The organism is Tropicibacter oceani, assembly GCF_029958925.1.
Lineage (GTDB): Bacteria > Pseudomonadota > Alphaproteobacteria > Rhodobacterales > Rhodobacteraceae > Pacificoceanicola > Pacificoceanicola oceani.
This window is the reverse complement of sequence record NZ_CP124616.1, coordinates 1,227,865-1,254,016: the sequence shown is the minus strand read 5'-3', so window position 1 is coordinate 1,254,016 and position 26,152 is coordinate 1,227,865. Positions and strand designations below refer to the sequence as shown.

The window sequence follows — 26,152 nt, the reverse complement described above, 5'->3', positions numbered from 1 at the left end:
GTTGGGAAATCGAAATGCCGAAGGTCAACGCCAGGTCGACTTGATCACTCGACGAGTTTCTTGAAGAACGAGAGCGGCCCCGCACTCAAAAGGCTTCTGTCAAGAAAGCCATTCCAGGCTTCACAACTGGTTTCCGGTAGGAATACGCAGTTATGGCATGCCGCGTGATTCCCATTCGAACCGCTGCGCGCCAGGCCTTCGGAACAAAGCGGATCGGCGGAGCAGAGCTCATGGTCGGCCAGCGCCTGCAGCACCAACTGCTCCATGCGGGCCGGTCGTGCCTGTCGCGAAAGCCCTCCCATCGTCCCGTCTGCATCCGGCGTGGAAGTATAGATCAGCAATCCGGCCATATCCGGTCCGACATAGAGGCGCTCACGCAGTGCGCTCGAGGAATATCCGCTGTCGAGCGACAGGCGCGCGATCAACGCATGCGCCAGAGTGTGAATCAACATATACCGCGCATTGAGTTGCTGTGGCGCGCCATCCACCTGCTTTCCTTCGGCCCGAGCACTATTCACGTGCGACTGGATCAGGTGAGCCAAATGGTCGACAACATCAGGCCGCCTCTCCCATTCGGATACGGCATCAAGGTTCAGTGACAGAAATACGCCTTCCCCATGCAAGGCTACCGCTGGCAGCCAGGAAAGACCTGATCGAGACAGAGGCACGGCATCCGGCTTGCCACCAACCTGCGCCTTCAGCCTCGTAAACCCGGTCAGCGCACGTACCTCCCGAAGCCTTTCCACCGATGAAATCCATGAGATCATCCCTGACAATGTGGGAGGCACGGGTTGTTGGCGGTTCAGCAGGATCTTCGCGCTTTCTTCAGAGTCCGACGTATCCGTCAGCAGCATCCGGAACTCGTCGAGCCTCAGATCCTCTTCACTTCCAGAAGTGTCTTCCTTCATCTCCCTGAAACGACGTGCGATTTCTTCGGCGCTTTCGGAGCCGTCCCAAGTCGGTAGGATCTTCTTGGCGATAAAAGCGATCCGCATGTCTTCATCTTCGAGAAAATCGAGCATGTCGATGAAGTCGGCCATCTTCTCCCTGAATGGCACCTTCCAGTCAGGAAGGGTGATCGCACTCTGCTCGATGGAGAAATACACGTTGCTGGCGCCGCGCTGCGTGATCCGGGGCGCTGCCTCGCATCCCGATTGGCGCCCACCGAGCCAAGGCCGGCCACCGCCGCATTTGTGCTTCGGAATACCCTTGGGCGAAAATGCCTCGGCCATGGAACGCCCGGCACCGCAGGACTTGCAGGTCAGCAACAGCCCACCGATGCCTGCGCCGACCGTCTTCAAAGCCAGAACCGGCCGGGAACACCCGGGTTCGTGCGTCAGCCATGTGGACCACGGGAAATCATCAAGATGCCCGTTCTCGCAAATCGCAACGAAGCGCACAGGTACCACTGCCGGCTTTCCACGGCATTGGCCGCAATGCAGGCTGTCGCCGTTACGCGAAGGCGCCCACTGCCCTGACCGGTTGATGACATGGCACTCGGGACAGGACAGCCAATCCGGAAAACGTTCTATCGGGAGCACGCGATCCTTTTTTTGCCCGTCCTTCAGGTAAGTCCCTACCGGCGGAGCACGAAAGTGGTCAACGCCAAGGAGTGCTTCGAGTCTCGGTTCGCGCACCACATCCTGCTTGTAGCCACCTTTCGTGTAGGCCTCCCAGGCCTCCAAACCCTGCATAACCCCCGAAAGCAGCGCCCCGCTTCCCGGCAGGCGAAAATCGACGATCGCGCCCGGACCGAAAGTCGAGATGATCTGACTGCGGCGAATGCTGCCGACGTTCTTGCTCATTGGATTTCCTCAGCGCCAGACGACACAATTTCCCTGATGACGAATTCCGTCGACGGCTCGACGGCACGCAGTGTTCCCGGGGTGGCTCGCGCGAGTCCCTTGGTGAAGCCGACAGCATTGGATGTCGCCTGTGCATCCGCTGAAATCAGCAAAGCATCGTCCGACCAGTTGGCCCAATACTGCGGCAGTGCTCCACGGCGCAGCCAAAGCTTCAGGAACTCGTCAAGCTCGCGACGGGCAGCATCAGCCTCACCGGGGTCTACGTTCGAGATTCGCCGACATATCAAATCGATCAGTGCTTTCAGGTCTGCCTCGTGGTCCGCCGCCGCGGCAGGTGTGTCCAACATGCCCGGCAGAAGATGCCGCGCCATTGCAACAAACGGAGCGTGCAGGGCCTTGTCTCGCGCCCGCGGCGCGAAGGGCGTCACACCAGTCGCCTCGACATCGCGATAAAGGGCACTGTGCCACGTCGGAAAGGTCTCATACCGGCTTCGGTCGCGGGACTTGCTGGCATTGTATAGCGTAACGACCAGCCCGGGCACGCGACCGCGTCCAACCCGGCTTGTTGCCTGGATGTATTCGGCGATGGTCTTGGGTTGGCCATTGACCAGCATAAGGCCCAGACGCCCGACGTCGAGACCGACCGAGATCATGTTCGAAGCCAGTACGACGTCAGCTGCCTCGCCACTGTCTCGGGTTGCATCCAGCTCCAGGAGCATGTTGCGGATCTCATCCGATTTGACCCGACTTGTCAGTTCGGTTGGCGGCTGAAGGTGACGCGGCTGCTCCTGCCGCCGTGCTGAAACCAGTTCAAGGCCATGCGTGACGTCGTCCTGCATGATGATCGAGGCGCTGCCGAGTTCGCGCAGCGAGTTGAAGTAGCCTACAAGCGTCCAGTAATAATCTTCCTCGGTGCCGGAAAAAGACGGATCAGCCGCAGCCTGGAGGAGCGACGATGCGATCGCCTGGTAAATGTAGCTGCCGGTACGACCGGCCGTTGTCACGCCCAGATGCAGCCGTCCCGGGCTGTCCTGCTCGACACAGGCAAAGCCTGAATTGGCATGGTGCAGGCCTGGCGGCGGAAACTGCATGACGGATCGATCGAAGAGATTCAGCACCTGATCCGCTGCACGCCTGATCGTGGCTGTAGAGCCGATCACTTTTGGGCGTTGTCCCTCCCGGGTGCATAGGGCGTCGATAGCAGTCTCGAAGAGGCCTGCCATGCTGCCCAACGGTCCGGAAATGAGATGAAGTTCATCTTGGATGATCAGATCGGGCGGCAATCGACCGGCATCACCAAGCCCAAACAGGCGACCGGTCTCCTTCTTTGTAACGATCTGAACGAACTTGTCTGCGGTGCCCAGAAGCAGTGTGGGAAGTTCGCGGTAGATGTCTTCGTCGACCGTCCAGAAGGGGAAATGGTCTCGTGCCTGACCTGAAAGGCATCCAGTGCTGTGGCAGGTTGCATGGATCCGGTCACCACTGGACGCGATATCCCATTCGAGTTGTGAACCGCAGTCCGGGCAATGCTCGATCTGTGCGGGCGAACCCGTCTTCTCTGTTTCAACGATTCTGTTGGGAGTCGTGTCCCTGCCGACCCAAAGGCCAATGGAAATCGGCGCGCCTTGCGAAAGAGCTGAAGGGATCTTGATGCCAGGGCAATCACAGTCCCCGGTCCGCAACAGATCACAAGCGAGGATCATCGCTGCAGCCCGTTGGAACTGCTGCGCCGTCAAAAGGCGCAGTGTGTAGCGCATAAGGACCGTCACGCCTGCCGCCTCGGGACCACCCTGCTGACGGCGCAGGAAAACCGTGAATGCCGTCAAGAGCAGGTAAGCTTCGGTCTTGCCGCCCCCGGTAGGAAACCAAAGGAGGTCCATCACGCCACGATCATCGTGATCCCTGTTCCCAGCCGAAGCCATGCAGAGCAACACGAAGGCCATCTGAAACGGCCGCCAGACCAGTGGGCCGATCCTCGGATCCCGTTTGCGCTTCCATTCGTTCTGTTGCCAGAGCGCTCGGTTGGCGAGCCGGAATGCGAGGAGTTCCGGACCGTCCTTCCGGAGAAGGTCCACGCCTTCTTTCATCCTACCAGACGCGATGCGACACTCGTACATGTGACGACGCGCCGTATCCTGTTGCTCGGCTGGCAATGCATGGGCCTCAGCTTCTCGGGCAGCAATCCATTGATCGTAACAAGCGCAGAGCTCGTCGAGCGCCGCGCACACATCGCCAGAAGGCGCGACGGAAAGCCACTCAGAGCCGAGCGCCCCCTCCAGCTTCTTCGCGACGAGTTTCCCGAAATGCTCTGGATCACCCAGAGGCCCCGGTGATCTGACCAGTGTCGACGGCAACCACTCGGTCGACAGGCGAACGTTTCCATCTGGCAGATGCTCCGTTCGGATGGAGCAAGTATGACCAGCGCCATAGTCGGGAGCGTCGCGATAGAGCAACGCAGCCGTGGCCCGATCTTCATCCGGCATCCGTTGCATTGGATCGGGACGAGGAACGATCCGACCGAAATCAGGATCGGCTTCGACGCTGAAGCCAACCTGATGCAGGTTGCCTATGTCGCGCAATCCGGGCTCGGGTTTCTCCGGCATAACGTTTTTGTTCAGAAGAATGATCGTCACGAGGTAAAGATCGCCATGTCTGCGCGAGCGCAACCAGAGTGCCATCTCCGGCATACCTGGCATGACATATTCGCCGTCCCGATCACTGGGCAGTTCGAAGGAATGTCGGGCTTTCAGCTGTTTGCGCGCCCAATCAAACCGCGGGCGCCCTTCGTCAGAGGTGGCATGTGGTCGGGCTTCGTAGCGGGCCGCCGAAACATCCACGTTGAGAAGTATGTTCTCACCATCCGTCGGCCGAACGGCGAACGACAAGCCTGCCGAACTCGGTCGGAAGGTATCCGGCGGCACCCGGGACGCGGCATCGTCCTCCTCATCGGAACCAAGAACTGCGCCCTCCAACTCGCCCACGCCCTGCGGGCTCTTCTGGGCGAACAGGATGCCTGTCATGTAAATTTCCGAAGGGCTGTCGTGCAGGACCTCTTCATCCGCCAAGGGACCCATGAGATCCTGCCTGAGGCGTTCGATCATCCGCTGGCGCGCGAAATCCACGGCGTTACTGGTCAACTTGATTGTCCCTCTTCCCTGTACCCTGCACGACGCCCTGAAGCACCGGCAGCAAGGTCACCGCTTGAATTCTGCCGTCTTTCCGACGGTCAACCACTGTTGTAGCTCCGACCACGCGCAAGGTTCCGGGTGCGAGGCCTCCCCGGGTGGCCTCGATGTGATCGAGGTCATCGGTCAACAGGCCATCGACTTGAGCCAGAAGGTCGCCGCCGTCCGTGACGAGATGCCAGGGCGTTTCCTCTCCAGTTCCGACCCGACGAAATGAGCAATTCGGTTGCCGGAAACCAGCCTCCCAGACGGACAACGCTGGGGCGAGACCGTCGAGAGCCCGAAGTCCCTCCGATCCGGACAAAAGAAGGCCACCACCGTTGCCACGCAACCATCTGCTGCCGTTCTTGCCGGGGCGGACCAACCCCGGCTGTGCCTTGCCCAGGTACAGATGTGTCGATGCCCGTGTTGCCCCGACGAACAGGACGCGGGCTTCCTCCAGCCAGTCGACATCGTCGCCGATCGGAACTGGAGGCAGCATGAGGAGCACGTTCGAGGCTTCCCGTCCCTTCGCACCATGAATGGAACCCAGCAGTGGACCTGCGGTGCCGACATGATCCCGTGTGTGCCCCACCGGCTCCCGTTCGACCGCGTCAGCAATGTCCTGAAGACGGGGCGTATGACCATTCCCGAGGGACTGAAGGTCCGCCAGCACGTCCTCTTCGATCAATCCCAACGGAGCCGGATGGAGGTCTGCAAGTCGCCGTCGCACATGCTCGAGGCGGATTGCTGCACCGGAGCCATGCCCAGCACAGATCGCGCCAACCAGTGGATCGCAAACACTGGTTTGGCCCGACAGCTTCAGTCTGTGCACCCGCGCGGAACGCGTAAGTCGAACCGACGCGGCCTCGGTTGCGGCGCGGCCCCGGAACAGGATCAGGCTGTCGTCCCGCCAAGGGAAAACCGGTCCGGTCAGGCTCACATTCGCGTCTGTCGCAACCTCTTCGAGCATTCCCCGAATCTCGAGATAGGTCGCACGAGGATCGCTGTCAGACTCGAGCAGCGCCCGCGCCTGTCCAAAGAACTGTCGCAAGCCAAGCGATTTCGTCCGGTGGTTTGCCGTCAGGGAACGGTTTTCCCAACCGGATAAATCTCTGAGCTCGGCATGGAGCGAGCCGCTGCTCTCTTTGTCACCGGCCCACGTTCCGTAGATCGCCTGTGCTCCGTCCCCCAGAATCGTCACGCCGACGCTCTCTGGCAACGCGTCGATCAGAGCGCGACAGAATACGCGCCGCTCTCCGACGATGTCCTGTGCTTCGTCGATCACCAGATGGGAAATGCCTGCCAGCAGATCCAGCATCGCCTGCTCGCCGTCCGACACCGCCTTTCGTGCGACACGGATTATCCGCTCATGTCCACCGCGGGGTGCATTCCCAAGCGTGGTCACAAGGTTCCACGCAAGCGAGTCGATCGTCCCGCATGTGACACCACCGGAGTAGGTGAATTCAGCCAAGGCGCTCGATACACGACGTCCGACTTCTTCCGCTGCGACCCTGGTAAAGGTGATGAGCCGAATGCCAGCCGGAGGAACGCCCTGCTTTACCAGGTGGATGACCCGTTCCGTTGCCGTATGCGTCTTGCCGCTGCCTGGCCCAGCGGTAACAATTTGCCGTGCGCTTGACGGACGCTCAATGACTGCCGTTTGCGACGGATCTGCGGCGCTCTCTCCCGTCCGGGGCAAGGGGAAATACTCCCTGAGCCAAGCTGATGCCTCACCGGCAATCGGCTGCTCCGGCACGATGCCTGCACCGCACAGCAAGCGGGTTGCTGCGTCAGAGGTGATCTCGCCCAACGGCCAGACGCCTGCATCGAGAACTTGCCAGAGCCTGGCAATATCAGCCTCGGAAACCTCACCGACCCAATCCAGGAAACTGGTGACATCGGACGGGATGAGATCAGTCGACCGCAACAATCCGTGAGCCTCACCCTGTAAGGGATCGCCCCCAAGGAGGACGCATCGGCCTCCTTGAACGAGCACCGCCACCGATCGTCGCTTGACCAGAACCCTGTCGCCGTATGACTTGCCGGATCCGAGATCACCACACGCCATCAGGGCAGAAACAACAGCCTGAGCCTGCTGCTCTGCTGCCGACCCGGTCATACCGTCAGCGACGGCAACCGCCTTGAGACCCGCGATTGCCCGGGAAGTCGGCACTGCTCCCAGATCATGGACATCCCTGCGCAGCTGCGCGGCGAGCTTCTGACCGGGGACGAGAGCGTCTACCGTGTCGACACCTGTGTTTTGCATTCCGCGTTGTACTCGACCTAAAGTAATGACATGCCTATTGAAAATCACCGCGAACCGCTTCAAGCATGTAGCACCATTATTGGCGTCTGCGTGACGAAATGAAAAGATGAATGACTTGTTTGCCAGTGAGAATCTGCTGGCGCAGATTTTTTCAGACCTGTCCCGGCAGCGGGATGGTGGAACCATTTACCTGATCGAGCACGGCTTCCCCCGCGACAAAATCGAGCAATTGCTGAACCTTGTCAGCCATCGGGCCGGGTTGCACCAGTTCACCAAGCACGCGTGGCAGGACTTCGCGCTGTCGCTTTCCGTTGTCGTGACCGAGATAGGCTATGAATACAGGGGAACCGGGACCGATTTCTGGCCATTGGTTGAGTCAGCAATCAAGGTCGATATACCAATTCCCCAACGAAACGTAATCTCCGACCTTTTCCGGGAATGCGCGAGACGGTTCGGAACTGCGCGACCATTTGATGACGCATGGTCCTCAGCCTTCCCGCATCTTGCATGGCCAGTCCGAAACGCAATGGTTCCTCGTGAGGTCCATGGACCTTTGGCACGGCTTGTCAGGGAGTTCCTCAGCCAGACGCGCAGCCTGAGCGTCACCCGCGCCACGCTGCCTGGCCTGCGGGATCTTGCCCGAGGCTTCGGTTCGCGAAGGCTGGAATCCTGGCTTCAGGACGACCACCTTGCGCTGGCGGTCATCGGCCACTTGGTTTCGGGCCGGACTGGTGATCTGGGAATGGAATCCGGCTTCCTGCAGCGGCTCACCAACGACTTGCGGTCCGAAAGCGAGGTCAGGCGGCTCGAACGCGCCGTCCGGGCGAGGCGCCTTGCGCAACATCAGGGAGTGGGTAACCTTCCCAAGGCGACCTACGAACTTCTTCTCGATGATGCCGAAGCCCGCGGTCTGAGCGCTCGAGGACCGAGCCTGACCCCTGCTGAACTCGAAGCCGTCAAGTCAGAAGTCGCAGTCCCCCTGTCGACATTGATGGTCACCGTCGGTGCGCGATCCACAACTCTTGAGCGTTTCCTCTGCGGTGATGCTGTCTTCATCGGACGTCCAATCGGAGATGTCCCCCACCCGCAGATCAACGAGATCGAGGTCCCGGACTGGCTGGAAGCTGTCATCACTCCCGCGCCGGGATTGCTGTTCCGAGACGAAGGCGACGACGGCTATCAGTCGCAGATCAGACCCACGGACAAGGTGACCCCCGGCGTCCCGTTTTACGAGGTGGTTCTCGACGGACTGGCCCTCGATGAGTGGGGGGATGGCCTTTATCACTTCACGAGCGGAACGCCGAAGGGCAATGCCGTATTGGCTCGGCATGGCATCCACGTCGAAGCCGAACCATTCCTCGAATTTCTCGGCGGCCTGACCCTTCGCCACGATGGTTCCACGGTCAGCCAAGCCATGGGACGGCCGGTACAGGCGCACCCGAGGACACCGGTTACAATCCTTGCGGAGCGCCTCGACCAAGCAGCCAGCATCGAGTTCCGACTGGCCGATGATCGATGGCAAGTATTGCCGATGACTGAGGGTATCTGGACGCTGTCGCCGCTCGACACGTCCAAGGTTGCGCAGATCGACCTGGTTTTTCGCGAAATCGAACCTCCAGCTCCCGTAAGCCTTTCACTTCAACCGGATGGGATCGGTCTCGCGGAAATCGCGCGTGGCGCCGGGGCGCTGCATCTTTCGACCCCGATCACCCTGCACGATGTCGAACTCGACATCACATTCAGTGCCAGTGATGGCCAATCCAATACCGTACGCATCCGCGCGCCGAGCTCGCCCCTCAGAATAGCTTTCGACCGCCCTGAATTTTCCGACATCCGGACCGCCGCCCGTCTTTGGACCGGTGGCGGGATGCATGCACGCCTTCAGGTCTGCGCAACGGGGCTGGACACCAAAGCCTGGGCACTGGCGGCTCCGGAACCAGAGTGGAAATATGATCGCAGTAGCGGAAGATGGACCACTGAAGGCCATGAACCGCGTGAGACACTCGCCTGCGACCCCGTGACATCCTGCATGGTGTTCAGTCCGGGCGCGATGCAGTCCGCGGCCATGTCTTCGGGATATGGTCTTCTCCGTCCGGCCGGTGGAAGCGATGGCGCCTTGCGCAGTTGCATTCTGGTGGAACCTGAAGCGGGCACGGTGCTCGACATTATCCCCCAGGCCGAAGCGGGTCAAATCACGCGCGTCGCGGACACCTACGGTAACACACATGGCCTTACTGAAGGCATTGAAGCCTACCTCAGCTGGTGTCTTGCCTCGACCGGAACGGCAATGGGCGAAGGTCTCCGATCCAGCGCCCGCCGAAAACTCGAAGATCGGCTCGTGGCCGCGCTGTGCGGTGATCTGTGGATGAAAACGGAAAAGTCCTGTCGAGGACTGGGAACAGGCTTCCATCGACGGCTGGTTACCGAAGCGATGCGGGCCGATCTGGTCTGTGGAACGACAGCCTTCTCGCCACTGGGTGACGATCAGAGGCACGAACTCGCCGGATATCTTGAAGAGTGCTTCCGCCGAATGTTGCCCGCGCCGGACCTTGTCGTCATTCCCGACGGGGAGATGTGGCCGGAAATGGACGATGCTGTCATTGATGCGTGGGAGCGTCTATCTGAGAAAGCGGTGTCCAATGGCGCAGCTGAACTCGAATTCGATGCGGGAAATGCTGATGGCAGCTGGCAGAAACTCGTTGCCCGCGCCCGTGAAGCGGCGCGCCTCCCCGAGTTGTCCGCCCTCGTACTGCCCTCGCTGCGTGCGGAGAGCCTCGAACGGCTGCCATATGAATCCAGCCATCTGGACGACCTGATCGCCGCCTTGGTTTCCAGTCATGTGGACGTTCAGTCCCGAAGCGGGCGCTGGATCACGCCCGCGGACCTGCGTGCCATGTTGTACCTTTTCCTCGCCCCGGAACGCGTAATGGACGACACGGAATGGCGGGGCAGACTGCTGCGCTTCGGCGCGGACCGCTTCACTGCGCGTGCCGTGCGATACGCGGCCCTGCGCTATCGCGCGATGACGAATGTTGGCCTTTCATGAATAGCTTTCACCTTGCCCAGTCCGGCTTTCACGCCCTCGAACGCCTGATCGCAGCCGAGTCTTGGGAGATGGGTGGCGCCCTCGGCGTCGCGGCGGACCCCTACCCGCATCAGATTCAAAACCTGCGTCGAATCCTTGCAGACACGGAAATCCGCCACCTGCTTGCCGATGAGGTCGGCATGGGAAAGACGGTACAGGCCTTGATGATCCTCAACATCCTGCGCAGGCGCGATCCATCCTTGAGGGTCGCAATCGTGGCACCTGAGCGTATCTGCTACCAGTGGCAGGTCGAGCTTTCGGCGCGCGGCCACATAGCGGCCCGCATCCAGACAGACGCAGAAGAAGAGCAGGAGCATCCCGAAGGCGAAGGCTATGTCCACCTGATCAAGGCTGACATGGTCCGCAGGCAACCGGCACGCCCGTCCCCGGATGACTATGATATGCTCATCGTGGACGAGATCCACGCCATGAACCTCGACGACGCGGCATTCCTTTCCAGCCTGTGCCGTGAGCGGCGCGACGCACAACGGTTCCGACATGTCCTTCTGCTGACGGCAACGCCGCGTCTGGGAAATCCTGCATGGGCACGGGCAGTCATCGGCGCTATCGAGCCGGAACGCTCGGAAATCGCCAATCTCCTCGGCCGCGAGCCGCTGGAGTTTCTTGCCGAAGACGCCGCTGCGGCACAGGCGCGCGTTTCTGACGGCACGCTCACTGCCTCGGCGTACAGGACTGCCTTCGCGGCGGATCGCCGAATCCTGCGCCAGACGCGGAGCCAATGGCCCGGCATTGCGCCGACGCGAAAGGTCTACACGGTCCGAACCGCGCCTTCCGACGCCGAGATGCCTAAGATCATGCTGCAAAACGCGGCGTGTCGCGACGGCGGGGAAAACCCGATTGAGTCGGCGCCATGGTTGCAGTGCCGTCAGATGTTCCGTGCAGGATCAAGCCTGCGTGACGTGCTGCGCCACCGGTCCTTCTCCGCGCACCCGGATTTACGTGACGAGGTGGAAACCACCCTGTCGCGCAATCCCGGCAACGCTTTGTTCGACGACCTGTGCGACGTGTTGCTCGGCTATTGGCACAAAGATAAAGAGCGGCGCATCATCATCGTCGCGGGCGACACCCCCACCGTCGACATGCTTGAACGGCGCCTGTCAGACATGTTCCCGCACCTCTCGGAGCGCGGGATCGCAACCATGCGTGGTCGCCACAACACCGATCTGGTGGATGTCGTGGGCGCCGTCCAGAGCCAGGCAACGGTCCTGATCATGGAAGAGTTTGTCGAGGCAGGCCTCAACCTGCACAACTTCGCCGCGGACATGGTCTTCTACAACCTGCCTTGGCAGGCCTCGCGCATCGACCAGCTGATCGGCCGCCTCGACCGCCTGCGTTCTGGCGGGTTGAGTGCCTACATGAAAGACCGGACCGTGGGCACGATCGGCATATGGCGCATGGTCGTTACCGGTTCAGCAGATGAGCGGGTTCTGGAGGCCCTCGACCTCCTCGATGTCTTCGAACATCCCTTGCCCTACCTCGATGAAGCCTTGGCCCAGCGTATCGACAGGATCATCACAGATGCAGCGGCTGGTCGGGCAAGTTTCAGGCAGGCCGCCTCTGAACTGAAGAGCGAACTTTCCTTCGGGCTGGATCAGTCGGGCGAGGGTTTTGCGTCCGCTCAGCCCGATACTTCTGGTGACCTCGGCAAAATCGTCGGAAGGATTCGTGCCTCAGATAATGCTGGCAACGCCTGGCTCCGGTTGTTGCACGTCAGCGGAGCTATGAAAGGCGGCTTTCTCAAAGCAAGCGATGGCGAGCCCGTCGCAACGCTGTCATTGCCGCCGCTTCTGGAGAATTGCCCTTACAAGATCGGCGCGATGACAACGCGAGAATCCGAAGTCTTTCGGTGGCGCCGGGATCGACTTGGGAAGCCGCCGAAAAAGGATGTCGTCCTGCCAAAGGATCGCCTCGGAAAACGGGCACGTTTCTTTTCGACCGGTGACGACCTGCATGATGATTTGGTCCGTCAGGCATCCGCCATACTGGAACCGGGGAAGGTTTCGCCGATTCCGGTCGGCGTCCACTTGTCGGATGACGAGCTGTCTTCAGATCTGATTGGCAAAACACTGATTCTGGTTCGCAGCACTTGGCGGCCCTCGATACTCAAGGACAAGCAGCTTAGAGTGCGTGAAAACGATGTTCCTGCCGTGCGCGTGGGGCGCCTTTCAGACCGTCGATGGATTTCCACCCTGTTCCCCGACGCCATCGGGACGCGCTGCCTCTTGGTCGCCGCTGACGGGGACGTCGAGGTCGGCACCGCCAAGATCGCTCGAGCCCTTCTTGGCGCAGATTGCAAACCCACAACGAACCGTCAGCTTCAAAAAACGCTCGCCCCTTTCCGCGATGTCCAGAAATTTGTGACCGCACTGGAACGGGAGATGATCCGAGAGGAACGCCTGCGCATTGGAGAGCTTCGTGAGGAAGCTACGGCTGCCTTTTCGGAAAGGAGGCAGATACTGATGTCTGAGACCGAGACATATGTTCGGTGGAAGCAACTCAGCATCGAGAATTTGCGCTCACGCAATATCCAGGACCAGCAACAGATCCAGATGATTGAAGGGCAGATCGCTGCCGAACAGCGACGCATGGAGGCAAAAATTTCGGGAATGACGGACCGTTTGAGGTGCCTTGAGGACGCGCTCCTCCGCCTCGCCAACAATTCGACGCCGGAGACCTATGCCATCATGGTGAGAGTGCTGCCATCTGCTCACTTCGCGAACTGAATTTTTGCCCGAAGGGCGGTGAGCCGACTTTCGACGCCCGTACCTTAGGCGGGCAGCGCGACATCAAAAGTCGACGTTATCTTAAGGAATTTTACTTTTGCGCGAGTGCAGATCCACCTTGGGACATAACCTTGGGACATAGATGCCGTCGGGGGCGGTCACATCATCAAAGCCATAGTAACCTTTTCGTATTGTATTAGCTGCCGATGGACCTCCATTCGGGGATGACAGTGAACCATTGATCGAGGAAAATCTTGCCGTGCTGAATTTCGTCGCTGTCGGTCTTGCGCCATGAGACGAGGGCAAACACCTCGGCATAGAACTCTTCTCCGGCCACACGCGGCGAGAAGCCTCTCTGCATCTTGCCGATCCGATGCAGCCCATTCTCGGTCGGCGCAAAGACATGCCAGGGATTTTGATCCTTCTGGTCTTCGTCTTTCTTGATCAGGATGCGATCACTGGGCTTCAGCTTGGAAATGACGGCCTTGGTCTTTTGCCTGTCCTCCTCGTCGGATTTACACCCCCACCCATCCCAGGCAGGGAAAGACAGAAAGACATCCCGGACAGAGCAGGGGATCAGTGGTGCCTTGGCTCGAGCTTCCAGTGAAGGTCGGTGCGGCTTGAGATCGAGCGGCGAGAGGTGCTCCGACCTTTCCCCCGAAATCAACCGCCTCGTCGGCGCCATGAAGCCCCCTGTTGTCAGGCTCAGGCTATATCGGGCGCGGGTGGCGGCAACATAGAAGAGCCGTCGATCTGCGCCAGTAATCGACAAGCCCTGAAGCCAGTCGCAATCGCAGACGACGACATTGTCGAACTCAAGGCCCTTTGAGCTGTGCGCCGTGAGCACCATTACGCCGTTCTGCTCGGGCCGCCAGCCATGCGCCCATTCGACGAACTCCTCGAGCGCCAGGCGCGGCGAGATCTCCACCGGCTGTTCCTCGCAAGCCTCGCTGCTCTCGGAACTCCACTCAGGACCTCCATCGTGCGCATCCATCTGGTCACGCAGGTAATCCCTGAGCCATTGTGCCACGGCACGCGCCCAGAGGCTTCCGTAATGTCTTTCCAGCCACCCGGAGACCCGCTCGATGTCCTCCGGCAGGAGCACTCGACCTACGTGCTCCTTCTTCTCGAGCCACTCCCTGACCAGGACAGCTTCCTTAACGCGCGCCAAGGGCACGAGCCCCTGGAGATCACGCGACACTTCGATCCCGGCGGCCACCAGTGCGCGCTCGACCACCGGTATATGCGCGCGCCGGCGCACCAGCACGGCGGTTGATGCCCAACGCCATTTTTCCTTGCCTACCGCTGCGCGCAGGCGGAGCAACTCGGCTGTCGCGAGGGCCGCGTGGCTCTCGATGGTCCGATCGGCATTATCAAGGATCGTTACCCGACCGAGATCGGGATCGCGCGGTCGGTGATAGCGACCTTGCAATGGATCATGGGCCCGGTCTGGATCGATTTCGATTTCCCGAGTCTTCAGGCGATCCGAGCAGTGGGAGATGATCTCCGCCGCACAGCGCAGGATGGCTCCGCTCGAGCGGTAGTTCCATGTCAGCTCAGGCATCTCCTTGGGCGTGTTGAACAGCCGGTCGAAGGCGCGGATATGCTCCCCGCTGGCACCGCCGAAGTCATAGATGTTCTGGTCATCGTCTCCCACCGCAATAAAGCGGACATCGACGAGGTCGGCCGCGCTGCGCGCTTCGCTCGCGGCCTTCTTCTGACTCTGCTGGGAGATCTCCTTGATCAGCGCAAAGGAGTCCGCGGTTACGTCCTGGAACTCGTCGACGAAGACCCAGCGGAAGCGCCGCAGTATGAGGTCCGAGAGACTGCCGCCGTCATCGCGTTGCTGGGTCAGCCGCGCGCTGGCGCGCGACAGGATGCGATCGAAGGCGCTGGCCTTGCGCCCGCTGTCGGCCTCGCGGTCGGTGAGTCCGACTTCCTCGCCCACCGCCTCATCCGAGAGCTCTGCGAAGGACTGGCCGAGCACCTGCAAGGCAAAGGAGTGGTAGGTGTAGACCGAGACGACCGCGCCGCGTCGGCCAAGCGCAGACTTTGCGCGCAGGCGCGAGCGGATCTCTTCTGCGGCACGTCGATTGTAGCACAAAGCCAGAATCTGGTCTGGCGGCACGCGTTCAACGCCGACGAGCCAGACGATGCGTTCCACCAGCACCCGCGTCTTGCCGGCACCCGGGCCGGCCAGGACCAGCAGATCTTTCAGGCTTGTGTCGTCATGCACGATTTTGGATTGTTTCGGGTCGAGCCTGCTGCGCAGTTCGATCTGCCGCTGGACCGGTGCAGGGCGGTTTTCAAGGGCCACCGTCAGCTCTTCACCCTCGAAGAAGGTCGCGAGGCTCTCCTTGGACGGTGTCGCGAAATAGGATTTTAGAAGCTCGGCCGCCTCATCCGGCGCGTCGAGCACCCGCCGGGCATATCCGTCCATGAGGTGCAACTGGCGGATCTCTTCCTCTTGGAAGGCCTCAACTCCGGTGCGGAACATCTCTTGACTGTAGGAGCGGACGTTCAGGCCGGTATCGCGCCGTGCGATCTCGACGCAGACGGCCTCACTCTTACTGTAAAGCCCGGCCGAGATGTCGAGCGCCTTGATCCTTGTCAGAAGGCGCAGATGACGCCGCACGAGACGCTCTGCTCCACCCGCCGCGAGCCTGGAGCCGTCCGGAGAACGCCAAGTCCCTTCGACATCCATGTCGAAACTTGCGACCTCTTCAGCGAGATTATCCGTTTCGATACGCAGGTGGCGCTCGTCGTCAGCGAGCTTTTCGAGCACCTCGAACACGCGTGATGTCTGCGCACGGTGTTGTTCGAGCCGAGCCCGGAGGTCGTCCGGCTCGAGCTCGGGCGGGTAGATCGTGAGCTGTCTCGTCAGGTGGGCCGGCGTCACCTTGACGTCGATGAGATTGAGCCGGCGTAGCTCCTCGAGCAGCTGAAGAGCTTCCTTGGCGGTGAGGCGCACGCCTTCCTCAAGCTCGCTCTGAACCTTCTGAAGAAGCGCTGCGAGCGTGATTTGGAATGGCCGCGGCGCGGGCTTGTCGGGTTGCTCGCCTTCCTCGGCCTCCTGGGTGTCTTCGAAGCTGTCCTCTTCCGCCGCCGCCCGGGCCTTGAACAGGGCGATGATGACTTCGACCACTGTGTTGCTCTTATCCGCCCAGGTCGAAATGAGGCGCGGCGCAATCCGTGCGCCGCCGAGCTTGATGTCGACGGTCTTGTCGAAGTGCAAAAGATCACGCCGATCACGGAGCGCGCCCACGGCTTTGCGCACGACCTTCAAACGCCCGGTTTTTCGCAGACCACAGATGTCTGCGAGTTCCTCGAGGTCGTCGGGCAGCTGGGGGTCTTCCCCCCGGGCCGCCTGGGCGGAGAAATAATGGACGATCCGGGTCTGGATACGGGTGAGCCCCTTGGGATCGCGCTGCAGCGCGTCCAGAACCTGCCTTTTGACACGGAGATGGGAAAATCCGGATTGCATCCCCACCTTGCGAATGAGGCCATGGGCCTCGAGTTCATCGACGATGCGGTCGACCCTTGATCTCTGAAGCTCCTCGGCGCGCTCGTAGGTCGAGTCCTTCAGAAACCCGAGCACATCTTCAGCGACCACTTGGTAGGGCAGTGAGATCGGAGGGAAACGGTTGGTCTTGCGCTGCACGCGGCGCTGGATGTCGAGCACGTGGGCCAGGACAGCATCAATATCTTCCTTATGGAGATGCCCCTGGGCGCAAAGACCAAGGCGGCGGTCATGCTCATCCGGGTCGTGCAGGAGAATGCAGGTAGCTGGCTTTTTGTCGCGCCCGGCGCGCCCTGCTTCCTGGGCATAGGCTTCGAGAGAGGCAGAGGGTCCGGTATGGAGCACCAGACGCACCCTCGGGCAGTCGACACCCATGCCAAAGGCGATGGTCGAGACAATGACTTGTAAGCGTCCCTCGGCGAAGTCGCGTTCGACTCGCGCCTTGTCCTCCGGGCTGCGGTCGGCGTGGTAGAACTCGACGCTGTGACCCAGGGCGTCAAGACTGGACGCGATTTGCTGAGTATCCTTTCGGCTGTAGGCATAGATGATTGCCTGGCCACCTTCGGGCAACAGCTCGGGATCGCGAAGCATGTCGCTCAGCTGCTCGTGCGTTTCGCCATCACGGGGCAGCACGCGGTAGGCGAGGTTGGGACGCTCGGCCCCTCCGTCGATCACCGCGAGCGACCGGCCCATGCCGGTCTTGAAGGCTTTCTGTATGTCTTTCTGGGTTTCTGGCCGGGCGGTGGCGGTCACGCACAGGATGGCGGCCTTTTCGCTGCCACGAGCGCCGCACTCGGCGATCCACTTTGGCGCACGCCGATAGTCGCCGCGAAATCCATTTCCCCAAGCTGGAATGCAATGCGCCTCGTCGAAGACCCACATGCCGATGCGCCGGCTCCCGAGCACCGAGCGTGTCGATTTGGAGCCGAGGCTTTCCGGTGCGAGGTAGAGGAGGGCAATCCGGCCCTCGCGGATGTCCGAGAGGATCTCGTCGCGGGTTACGACATCGAGATCGCTGTGCAACCGCGCGACGCCGGGCAACCCTTCCTCTTCTGCCTTGGCGGCTTGGTCCTCCATCAGCGCCTTGAGAGGCGAGACGACCACGGTGAGATCGCCGGTGCGTTCGTGATGCTCGAGGGCGGGCACCTGGAAGCAGCGCGACTTACCGGTGCCGGTGGGGAGAATGCCCAGAGCGGAGCGTCGAGCCAAGGCTGCGTCCATCACGCGCTGCTGATATGCAATACCCTTCCCGTCGAAGGGCGGCTGGAAGCGCGGTGTCTCGCCCTGGGCCGGCGGAAACCACCGTTTCATGCTATGGAGCGATGTATCATGGTCCCGGCAGCGGCGGCAGCTGCGTTGGCTACATCGCCGTCTGCCCAGTTCATCCAGCGCCTCTTGGAAACCCAGCTCCCCCTTCACCAGCCACTCGGCCGGCGCCGGACGCTGGTCGCGATGGCGCACCCAGCTCAGGACCCACGCCAGCGGCCAGCCGTTCTTTGCCTCGAAAGCATGGAGTAGCTGGCCGTGCAGCCCGCGCATGCAGACCTGGCCCTGAAACAACCGAACGATGGTGTCGATGATCGACTTGACCCCCTCCAGATTATCACCTGATGGAGTAGAGGCGCGCCCGAGGACGGCATCGAAGAAGGCCGCGTAGCCATTGTGGCTTGCATCGAGTCCGCACAGCCACCGCAGGACCTTGATCCACTCGCGATCCATCGCCTCGAAAGCCAAGGCCTCGGAGCGAAGGAGGGCGATGGTCTCCAGGGTGTCCTGAACGGGATCTGCCAAGCCTGTCTGGGCAAGGTAGGGCTTGCTCAGCGCATGCGACTTGAGGGCGGGAAAGGCAAGAGGGCTGAGCCAGATCGTATCGATGAGCTGAAGGTCATCGAATGACCTCCCTGTCAGCGCTTCGAGCTCAGGGAGATCGTGGATCGCTGCATTGTGGCCGATCGCGAAGCGATGACTACGCAGTTCGGCCTCGATTTTTGAGGCCGACAGTCCGCACTTGTTGGCGGCCTCCTCTGGCTCAGCGTTGGCAGGAAATGCGGCAGCGTCACGAAGGCGCGCCAGCCCCTTGGCGTCATCAATGATTTCGAGATCGAATCCAACTGAGGCGGAAAGTAGGTCATCAAAAGTTGCTATTGGCGTCGCCGATGCGGCGGCACCACTGTGCTCCCCAACTACTTGAAACCCGTCGGAGAAAAAACGTTTGAGCAAATGATACCTCCGGGCTGGAGGAGATAGAAACTACAAGCCGAATTCAATCGAAAAAGCTGGTTGCAACCAACTATGGGTGGATTGCCCACTTTGGAGCAGGCCGCTCACTGGGGTCTGTTGCGGCGTTGTTACACAAAAGCACGAGGGGTTCACCAATCAGGGACGCTCCGGTCGCACCCAACCACACATGTCCGGCCCTCTGCTGACATTGGTGAGGTCGAAAATGCTGCAGCGCCGCAACGCAAAACAGTCAAACCCTGCTTGGACATGGTCGAGGTTTTGATGCCCTGCCGATACCGTCATCGATACTTGCGACTTCTTTTGCTCGATGCTTTACGTTGCCAAACGTCTGACTGAGGATAGATAAAGTGAAGATCATAGCGAAGGTTTCACGCGGGCCGCAAAAGGGTGAGATTGTCACGCCGCACCGACATGAAGACGGGAAGTATGTTGTGTCTCCTACACGTTTCGAAGATGACTATATCCGTGTTGACACCTTGGAAGAATTTGCTTCCAAAATTCGAGAAGGTTTGAAAGGCCGCATGTCTTCGCCTGCCGTGAAAGGACCGCGTCTGTTTAGCCCGAAGTCAATAACTATCGAGAGCTGACGGCCCAAACCTGCCATTCGTGAACGTGAAAGTGGCTGCAGCGCAGCATCAGAACGTCCATCGCTCTTTTGCGACGCCGACAGGCGGAGGCAGGCGGAAGCTTGCATTTTCCACCCTTGCGGTTTTCGTGGCATCGGAATCTAAAGCTACCGAAGCGAGCGGGGGTTGTTTGCAAAACAAAGTACAGTATGAGGGCGCTTTGACCAAGTACACATCTATTATTTTTTGTCACGGAATTGGAAGTCCGCGAGAATATCTTGGTGCGGCTAATTTTATAGACGCATTGGATCGACAAGGTAACCGCGAGAATCCATCTGAGCTTGGATACATTAGAGAAATCAGTAGCGAAATTGAGGCGTCATCAAAAGACAAGGGATCATTCCGCAATTATGTAGAGTTTACAAGATTTCAACGCATCCAGGGCAAGCCCCGGCCTGTTAAGAAATACCGTGTCTATGAGGCATATTGGGCTGGTGATCAGCACAAGAACTCTGGGATATTTGGCGTTTTGCTGTGGACCCTCAAAATTGCGTTCACATTTATTTTGACCTCTGCGTCGCGCTGGCGTAAGTATCCCACCCACAAACGGCGCGTATTGAACAAGATAAAGGTAAGTGGCGACCTCAGAAGAAAGATGGAGAAGAGGTACTCTGAATTTTACAACAGTGACAATAGGGAGAGATTTCCGAAAGGCCGGTTTCGCGATTTTCAAAAGTATTTGTCGGAAAGCTCAAGTGGCCAAGAAAGGGATAACCTTCAGGAGCTGGCTTCGGCTTGGCGGAGAGGGTTGAAGAAAGATAATTTAGAAGCTTTTTTGAAGGCCGTGTTGGTCTCCACACCACTTCTGGCAATTTTGGTGTTCACGTATACATTTTTTTTCTTTGTAGCAAGCAAGCTTGTTGGGACGATCGAATTTGACTTCCTGCAAATCGAAGTGCCTTCCCAAATTTTAGCTTTCCTTGCAACGCTTCTGGTGGCCTCTGGCGCGTGGGTCCTTTCCCGAAGATTGATATCAGACGTCATGGCGTGGACAACCATGCATGAAGGTCATGAAAGGTTTTTGACACGCGAGCGAAGAGTGAATTTAGCCAAAGATTTGATCCAAGATGTCTTGTTGGACAATAACTGTACTCGCTGCGTCTTGGTTGGTCACAGCTTGGGGTCGGCGATAATCCTGGATGCTTTTCTTCGCCTCAATTCCCACTGCAGAGCCACAAATATCTCTGAAGCTGACCGTGAGAAATCTGTTGCCGAGATGAGAAAGGTTAGCCACATCTTTACAATTGGCAGCCCGATTCAAAAGATCGCAAGGGTCTTTTATGCCGATAGCGGTGAGAACCATCGCTATCATCGAGTTCGACATAGCAATCCTTACCTTTTGGATCAGCCAGCTTGGGGTGAACATGGGGGGCCGCGAATAGTCAATTTTTGGAGCAGGTACGATCTTGTGAGTTCAGAGATCAACTGCCTACTTCAAGCTATGGAGTCGAACGGCGACGAAGGGGATGCTATTGGAGTGGATAACATTGAGGTTGCGCCAATCGGAACCCCTTTCCCTCTCGCCGCACACTCTGGGTACTTTAATGATCCATTTTCCATGGCAGTTATTTACCAATCGATAGCATCTGGAAACCTAAGCGAAGCCAGAATGCATCGAGCAAGCTTCAATAGTGAAATATCTGGATGGATGAAAATAATTCTAACGGCGCTTTCTATTCTCTTCGTCGCATCGATAGCCCTCTGGATTTCAATCGATGTGAATGATGGGTGGCTCACCGCAGGCGTCGCATCTATGGCTCTTATAACTCTGAGTGCCGTTTTCGCGGTGATACGGTTGGACTACCGAAGGCACCGAGGCGACGCCAAAGATTGACACTTGGGAGCTGCTGTGCTTTGGTAGTAGGTAGAGTCAGGCGCATACTCTTTGAAAGCGTCTACAAAGGGGGAGGTGGCTTGCTGCCTCCCCCGCCTTTCGCCGTAGAATCGTACCGTTCGCCATCAAATCCTCAAATCGAGGTTGGTGCAGCAGGTACGACGTGCCACTTTGGTCTTTCGGTGGGAGACTTGTCATATAGCAGCAGTGCAGCACACGAGATCAGGCTTTTGCGTTTGAAGCCCACTGTTTTGCGACTGCGGCGAACTTCCGCTACCCGCCGATTCCGTGGAAAAACACCCATTCGCTGGCGCAGAATGTAGCCTTGTGCAGTGCGCGCGGGGGCCTTTCCTGTCAGGCTTTCCGCGGTTGCTGCGGTGCGGGAAGGACCTTGGCCATCTTGCGGAGGTTTTGGGCGGTTGCGGCGAGGAGGAATTCGTCGTTTGCACCGCATGGGCCGCGTAGTCGGAGCCGGTTCAGGCCAAGGATCCGTTTGAGATGGGCAAAGAGCATCTCGACCTTCTTCCGCAGCTTCATCGAGATTACGTATTGCTCGGTCTTGGAAATGTCGCGGGCAACCTGTCGGGCGTCCTCATGTTCCTCACGGGTGATCTTGCGGGCATCAGCGTTCGGGCAGCACTTTGCCTTGGAGGGGCAAGCCTGGCAGACCTCTTTCAAAGCCCGATACCGGGCTGTTCCCTTGCCAGTCGGACCCCGGTTCGGGTCGGAATAATTCCGGCGGAATTGCTTCAGCTCCTGTCCTTCTGGGCAGATGTATTGATCGTTCTCCGCGTCCCATTCGAAGTCGGCGCGGGTCCAGGTCCCGTCGCTGCGCCCTGACTTGTCGATGACCGGGATGTGCGGCGCGATCTGCTGATCGACCAACCAGCCGAGCATGGGGGCGGTGCCGTAGGCCGTGTCCGCGATCAGACGTTCAGGGTGCAGGTCGAACCTGGCCTTGACCCGCTTGAGCATCGTTTTCGTGGAACCGACCTCGGCCTGCCGGATCGACCGTGTCGCTTCGACATCTACGATGACGCCATAGTCCGTATCGATCAGGTAGTTGTCGGAATAACTGAAGAATGCCGGTCCCTTACGGGCCGCAGTCCATTGGCTGGCCGGGTCTGAATGTGATGTGAACTTGGGCTCGACCTCGCTGGCGGCACCGAACGCTGCCTCGTCCAGGGTATCAAGATACTCGCGAACCGCCCGGGGCGCGTCGGCGGGATCGATCGCGCCGGCATCCCACTCCTCCTTGGGCGTCGAGTTCTGCTTGTTGGCATCAGCCTCGATCAGACTGGCATCCACCGCCATGCGCTGTCCGCTGACCAAGCCCTCTTCGATGCACCGCGCGACGGTCGTCTCGAACAAGTGGCGGAGCAGTTCGCTGTCGCGGAAACGCCCATGCCGGTTCTTCGAGAACGTGGAATGGTCAGGGACGCGGTCGCTGAGGTCCAGGCGGCAAAACCACCGATACGCCAGGTTCAGATGCACCTCTTCACACAGCCGCCGTTCGGACCGGATGCCGAAGCAATATCCCACCAGCAGCATGCGGATGAGGAGCTCGGGATCGACGGAAGGCCGCCCGGTATGGCTGTAGAAATCGGCGAGGTAGCGACGGATGCCGGACAGGTCCACGAACCGGTCAATCGATCGCAGGAGGTGGCTCTGGGGCACATGATCCTCGAGCGAGAACTCGTAGAACAGCACCGGTTGCGCCTCTTGCCGCGGTCCCATCATCACCAATCCTCCCAACCATTGCGGGAATTGAATCAGCCGAGAGCCCTTCGATCAAGGGCGAGTTTTTCAACAAAATACGCCGATAGTGTTGAAGAAGTCGGTCGAAATCGCCGATTTCACGGCACGGGTCTCTCCGGCAACACCGGGTCGTCCGGGCTACCGCCCATCCGGCCACCATCAGGCGGCTATTTGGCCGTTCAGCTCATGCTCCGGCCCCCTGTAACGCGCATTGAGGGCGTAGCTTCGCGAGTTTTCGGAGGTTCTGGGCGATGGCGGCGAGGAGGAATTCGTCCTTGGCGCCGTTTGGCCCGCGCAGCCGCAGCCGAGTCAGGCCGAGGATGCGTTTCAGGTGGGCGAAGAGCATCTCGACCTTCTTCCGTTTGTCGCGCGACACCTTGTAGGCCTTGGTCTTGCGGCACTCTCTGGCGAACTCGCGCGCCTCTTCATGAGGCTCGCGCGTGACGTATCGCGCATCGGCTTTCGGACAGCATATCTCCTTCGATGGGCAAGCCTGGCAGGTCGCTTTCAGGCAGCGGTATTTCTTGCGCCCGCCGGTATCCTGCCCTCGGTTCGGGTCGGAATAATTCCGGCGGAACTGTTTGAGCGCGTGACCCTCCGGGCAGATGTACTGATCGTTCGCCTCATCCCACTCGAAGTCGGAACGGGAGAACGTCCCGTCCTGTTGATTTCCACCCAGAAGTGACCCGGGTAGCGGCCTAATTTCCATTGAGAATTGACCCATGTGACCCTTCCCCCAGCGCCATGCGCAGCGGGGGACACTGGAGTGATACACATGGGACTTTTGAACATCATACGGAAGCTACGGTTACGGGATAAGCTGCCGATCCGTGAGATTGCGCGGCGGACCGGAATGTCGCGCAACACCATCAAGAAGTATCTGAACGCGGGCACGATTGAGCCGCAGTTCGCGACGCCGGAGCGGCAGAGCAAGCTTGATCCGTTCTCCGAGAAGTTGGCCGGCTGGCTGAAGACGGAAGCGGCCAAGTCCCGCAAACAACGGCGGACGCTGAAGCAGATGCATGCCGATTTGGTGGTTCTCGGCTTTGACGGGTCCTACAACCGGGTCGCGGCTTTTGCGCGTGACTGGCGGGCCGATCGGCAGCGGGATCAGCAGACGACAGGCCGCGGCACCTTCGTTCCCCTGTCGTTTCGCCCGGGCGAGGCATTCCAGTTCGACTGGAGCGAGGATTTTGCCGTTCTGGGCGGTGAGCGCACCAAGCTGCAAGTTGCCCACATCAAGCTGTCGCACAGCCGGGCCTTTCTGGTCCGGGCGTATCTGCTGCAAACGCACGAGATGCTGTTCGATGCCCACTGGCACGGGTTCAGGGTGTTCGGCGGTGTCCCGGAGCGCGGCATCTACGACAACATGAAGACGGCGGTTGACCGCGTCGGTCGCGGGAAGGACCGGCAGATCAACATGCGATTCCTTGCCATGGCAAACCACTACGTGTTCGAACCCGCGTTCTGCAATCCGGCTGCTGGGTGGGAGAAGGGACAGGTCGAGAAGAACGTGCAGGACGCGCGCCATCGTCTGTGGCAACTCATGCCAAGCTTTCCTGATCTCGCAGCGCTGAACGACTGGCTGGAACAACGCTGTGTCGCGCTGTGGACTGACATTCCGCATGCAGCGCTGCCGGGCAGCGTTGCAGACGTCTGGGCCGCAGAGCAGGCCACGCTGATGCCATTGCCGCCTGCCTTCGATGGCTTTGTCGAACTGAGCAAGCGTGTCTCGCCGACCTGCCTGATCAGCTTTGAACGCAACCGCTACAGCGTCCCGGCATCCTTCGCCAACCGCCCGGTGAGCTTGCGGGTCTATCCCGACCGGCTGGTGGTTGCTGCAGAAGGACAGATCCTGTGTGAGCATGCACGGGTGATCCAGCGCTCACACCACCTGCCGCCGCACACTATATATGATTGGCGGCACTACCTTGCCGTCCTCCAGCGCAAGCCGGGGGCGTTGCGGAATGGGGCGCCTTTTGCGGAATTCCCTCCAGCCTTCAAACAGCTCCAGGACCTCATGCTTCGCAAGCCGGGTGGTGACAGGGAGATGGTCGATATCCTGGCGCTGGTCCTGCATCACGATGAACAGGCCGTGCTGGTCGCCGTGGAAATGGCGCTGGCCGAGGGTGTCGCGACCAAGACCCATGTGCTGAACCTTCTGCACCGGCTGATCGACGGAAAGACGACTGGTGGTCCGGACATCGACACGCCACAGGCGCTGATCCTGCAGCGCGAACCAGAGGCCAATGTCGAACGCTATGACGGGCTGCGGGCCCGGACCGCAGGAGGCCGCCATGCGTCATGATCCCGCCAGCGGTGCCATCATCATCATGCTGCGCAGTCTGAAGATGCACGGCATGGCACAAGCCGTCACCGACCTGATGGAACAGGGGGCGCCGGCCTTTGATGCTGCGGTGCCGATGCTCGCTCAGTTGCTGAAGGCGGAAGTGGCAGAACGGGAGGTCCGGTCCATTGCCTATCACATGAAGGCGGCACGCTTCCCGGCTTACAAGGACCTCTCGGGCTTCGACTTTACGGCCAGTGAGATCAACGAGGCCACGGTGCGCAAACTGCATCGCGGCGAGTTCATGGACGGGGCGCAGAACGTCGTCCTGATCGGCGGCCCCGGCACCGGTAAAACCCATGTCGCGACAGCCCTTGGCGTGCAGGCCGTCGAGCATCACCGCCGCAAGGTCCGCTTCTTCTCGACCATTGAGCTCGTCAACACGCTCGAACAGGAGAAAGCCAAAGGGAAAGCCGGACAGCTTGCCGAAAGCCTCGTCCGACTGGATCTCGTGATCTTGGACGAACTTGGCTACCTGCCGTTCAGTGCATCAGGCGGCGCGCTGCTATTCCATCTGCTCAGCAAACTTTACGAACGGACCAGCGTCGTCATCACCACGAACCTGAGCTTCAGCGAATGGGCCACGGTCTTCGGTGATGCGAAGATGACAACCGCGCTGCTCGATCGGCTCACTCACCGCTGCCACATCCTCGAGACCGGAAACGACAGCTTCCGCTTCAAAGCCAGTGCCGCCGTCGTGGCGCGGAAAACCAAGGAGGATACTCATGCCTTGACCAAAGCCTGACCCCCGAAACATAA

Annotated in this window: 10 protein-coding genes and 1 pseudogene; 5 read left to right on the top strand and 6 right to left on the bottom strand. The window is 59.8% G+C overall.

The features are described 5' to 3' along the window. Window positions 1-44: 44 nt before the first annotated feature. Genes drmB through QF118_RS05940 form a run of 3 tightly spaced genes read right to left on the bottom strand, consistent with a single transcriptional unit; the run spans window position 45 to window position 7,238 of the window. Entirely contained in the window at window positions 45-1,805 is a 1,761-nt protein-coding gene (gene drmB / locus QF118_RS05950) for a DUF1998 domain-containing protein (protein ID WP_282301725.1), read from the bottom strand. Then, entirely contained in the window at window positions 1,802-4,942 is a 3,141-nt protein-coding gene (locus QF118_RS05945; RefSeq protein WP_282301724.1) for a DNA helicase, read from the bottom strand. The genes drmB and QF118_RS05945 overlap by 4 nt, the downstream gene beginning before the upstream one ends. Beyond that, on the bottom strand, window positions 4,932-7,238 hold the full coding sequence (locus tag QF118_RS05940) for a UvrD-helicase domain-containing protein (RefSeq protein ID WP_282301723.1): 2,307 nt from the start codon (window positions 7,236-7,238) through the stop codon (window positions 4,932-4,934). The genes QF118_RS05945 and QF118_RS05940 overlap by 11 nt, the downstream gene beginning before the upstream one ends. A 106-nt stretch (window positions 7,239-7,344) precedes the next feature. Between QF118_RS05940 and QF118_RS05935 the strand changes: the two genes are divergently transcribed. Continuing rightward, window positions 7,345-10,284, top strand: coding sequence for a hypothetical protein (locus tag QF118_RS05935; RefSeq protein WP_282301722.1), 2,940 nt, complete (start codon window positions 7,345-7,347; stop codon window positions 10,282-10,284). Further along, a complete protein-coding gene (locus tag QF118_RS05930; protein WP_282301721.1) occupies window positions 10,281-13,067 on the top strand; it encodes a DEAD/DEAH box helicase family protein in 2,787 nt (928 codons plus the stop codon). The genes QF118_RS05935 and QF118_RS05930 overlap by 4 nt, the downstream gene beginning before the upstream one ends. 196 nt (window positions 13,068-13,263) lie before the next feature. Here the strand turns inward: QF118_RS05930 and QF118_RS05925 are convergent, their stop codons facing one another. Further along, entirely contained in the window at window positions 13,264-18,807 is a 5,544-nt protein-coding gene (locus QF118_RS05925) for a RecQ family ATP-dependent DNA helicase (protein ID WP_282301720.1), read from the bottom strand. 639 nt (window positions 18,808-19,446) lie between these two features. Here QF118_RS05925 and QF118_RS05920 point away from each other — a divergent pair. Then, complete coding sequence (locus tag QF118_RS05920; RefSeq protein WP_282301719.1) at window positions 19,447-21,288, top strand: hypothetical protein; 1,842 nt, start codon at window positions 19,447-19,449, stop codon at window positions 21,286-21,288. Window positions 21,289-21,642: 354 nt separating this feature from the next. Here the strand turns inward: QF118_RS05920 and QF118_RS05915 are convergent, their stop codons facing one another. Both QF118_RS05915 and QF118_RS05910 read right to left on the bottom strand, forming a co-directional pair. Further along, complete coding sequence (locus tag QF118_RS05915) at window positions 21,643-23,028, bottom strand: IS1182 family transposase (protein ID WP_282301718.1); 1,386 nt, start codon at window positions 23,026-23,028, stop codon at window positions 21,643-21,645. Between the two features lie 202 nt (window positions 23,029-23,230). Continuing rightward, window positions 23,231-23,707: pseudogene (locus QF118_RS05910) on the bottom strand (transposase); the annotation flags it as partial. 114 nt (window positions 23,708-23,821) lie between these two features. Between QF118_RS05910 and istA the strand changes: the two are divergent. Together istA and istB are read left to right on the top strand one after the other, a co-directional pair. Continuing rightward, complete coding sequence (gene istA / locus QF118_RS05905; protein ID WP_282300250.1) at window positions 23,822-25,354, top strand: IS21 family transposase; 1,533 nt, start codon at window positions 23,822-23,824, stop codon at window positions 25,352-25,354. Then, window positions 25,344-26,138: an IS21-like element helper ATPase IstB gene (gene istB / locus QF118_RS05900; protein WP_282300249.1), complete on the top strand. Its 795-nt coding sequence runs from the start codon at window positions 25,344-25,346 to the stop codon at window positions 26,136-26,138. The genes istA and istB overlap by 11 nt, the downstream gene beginning before the upstream one ends. The last annotated feature ends 14 nt before the right edge of the window (window positions 26,139-26,152 follow it).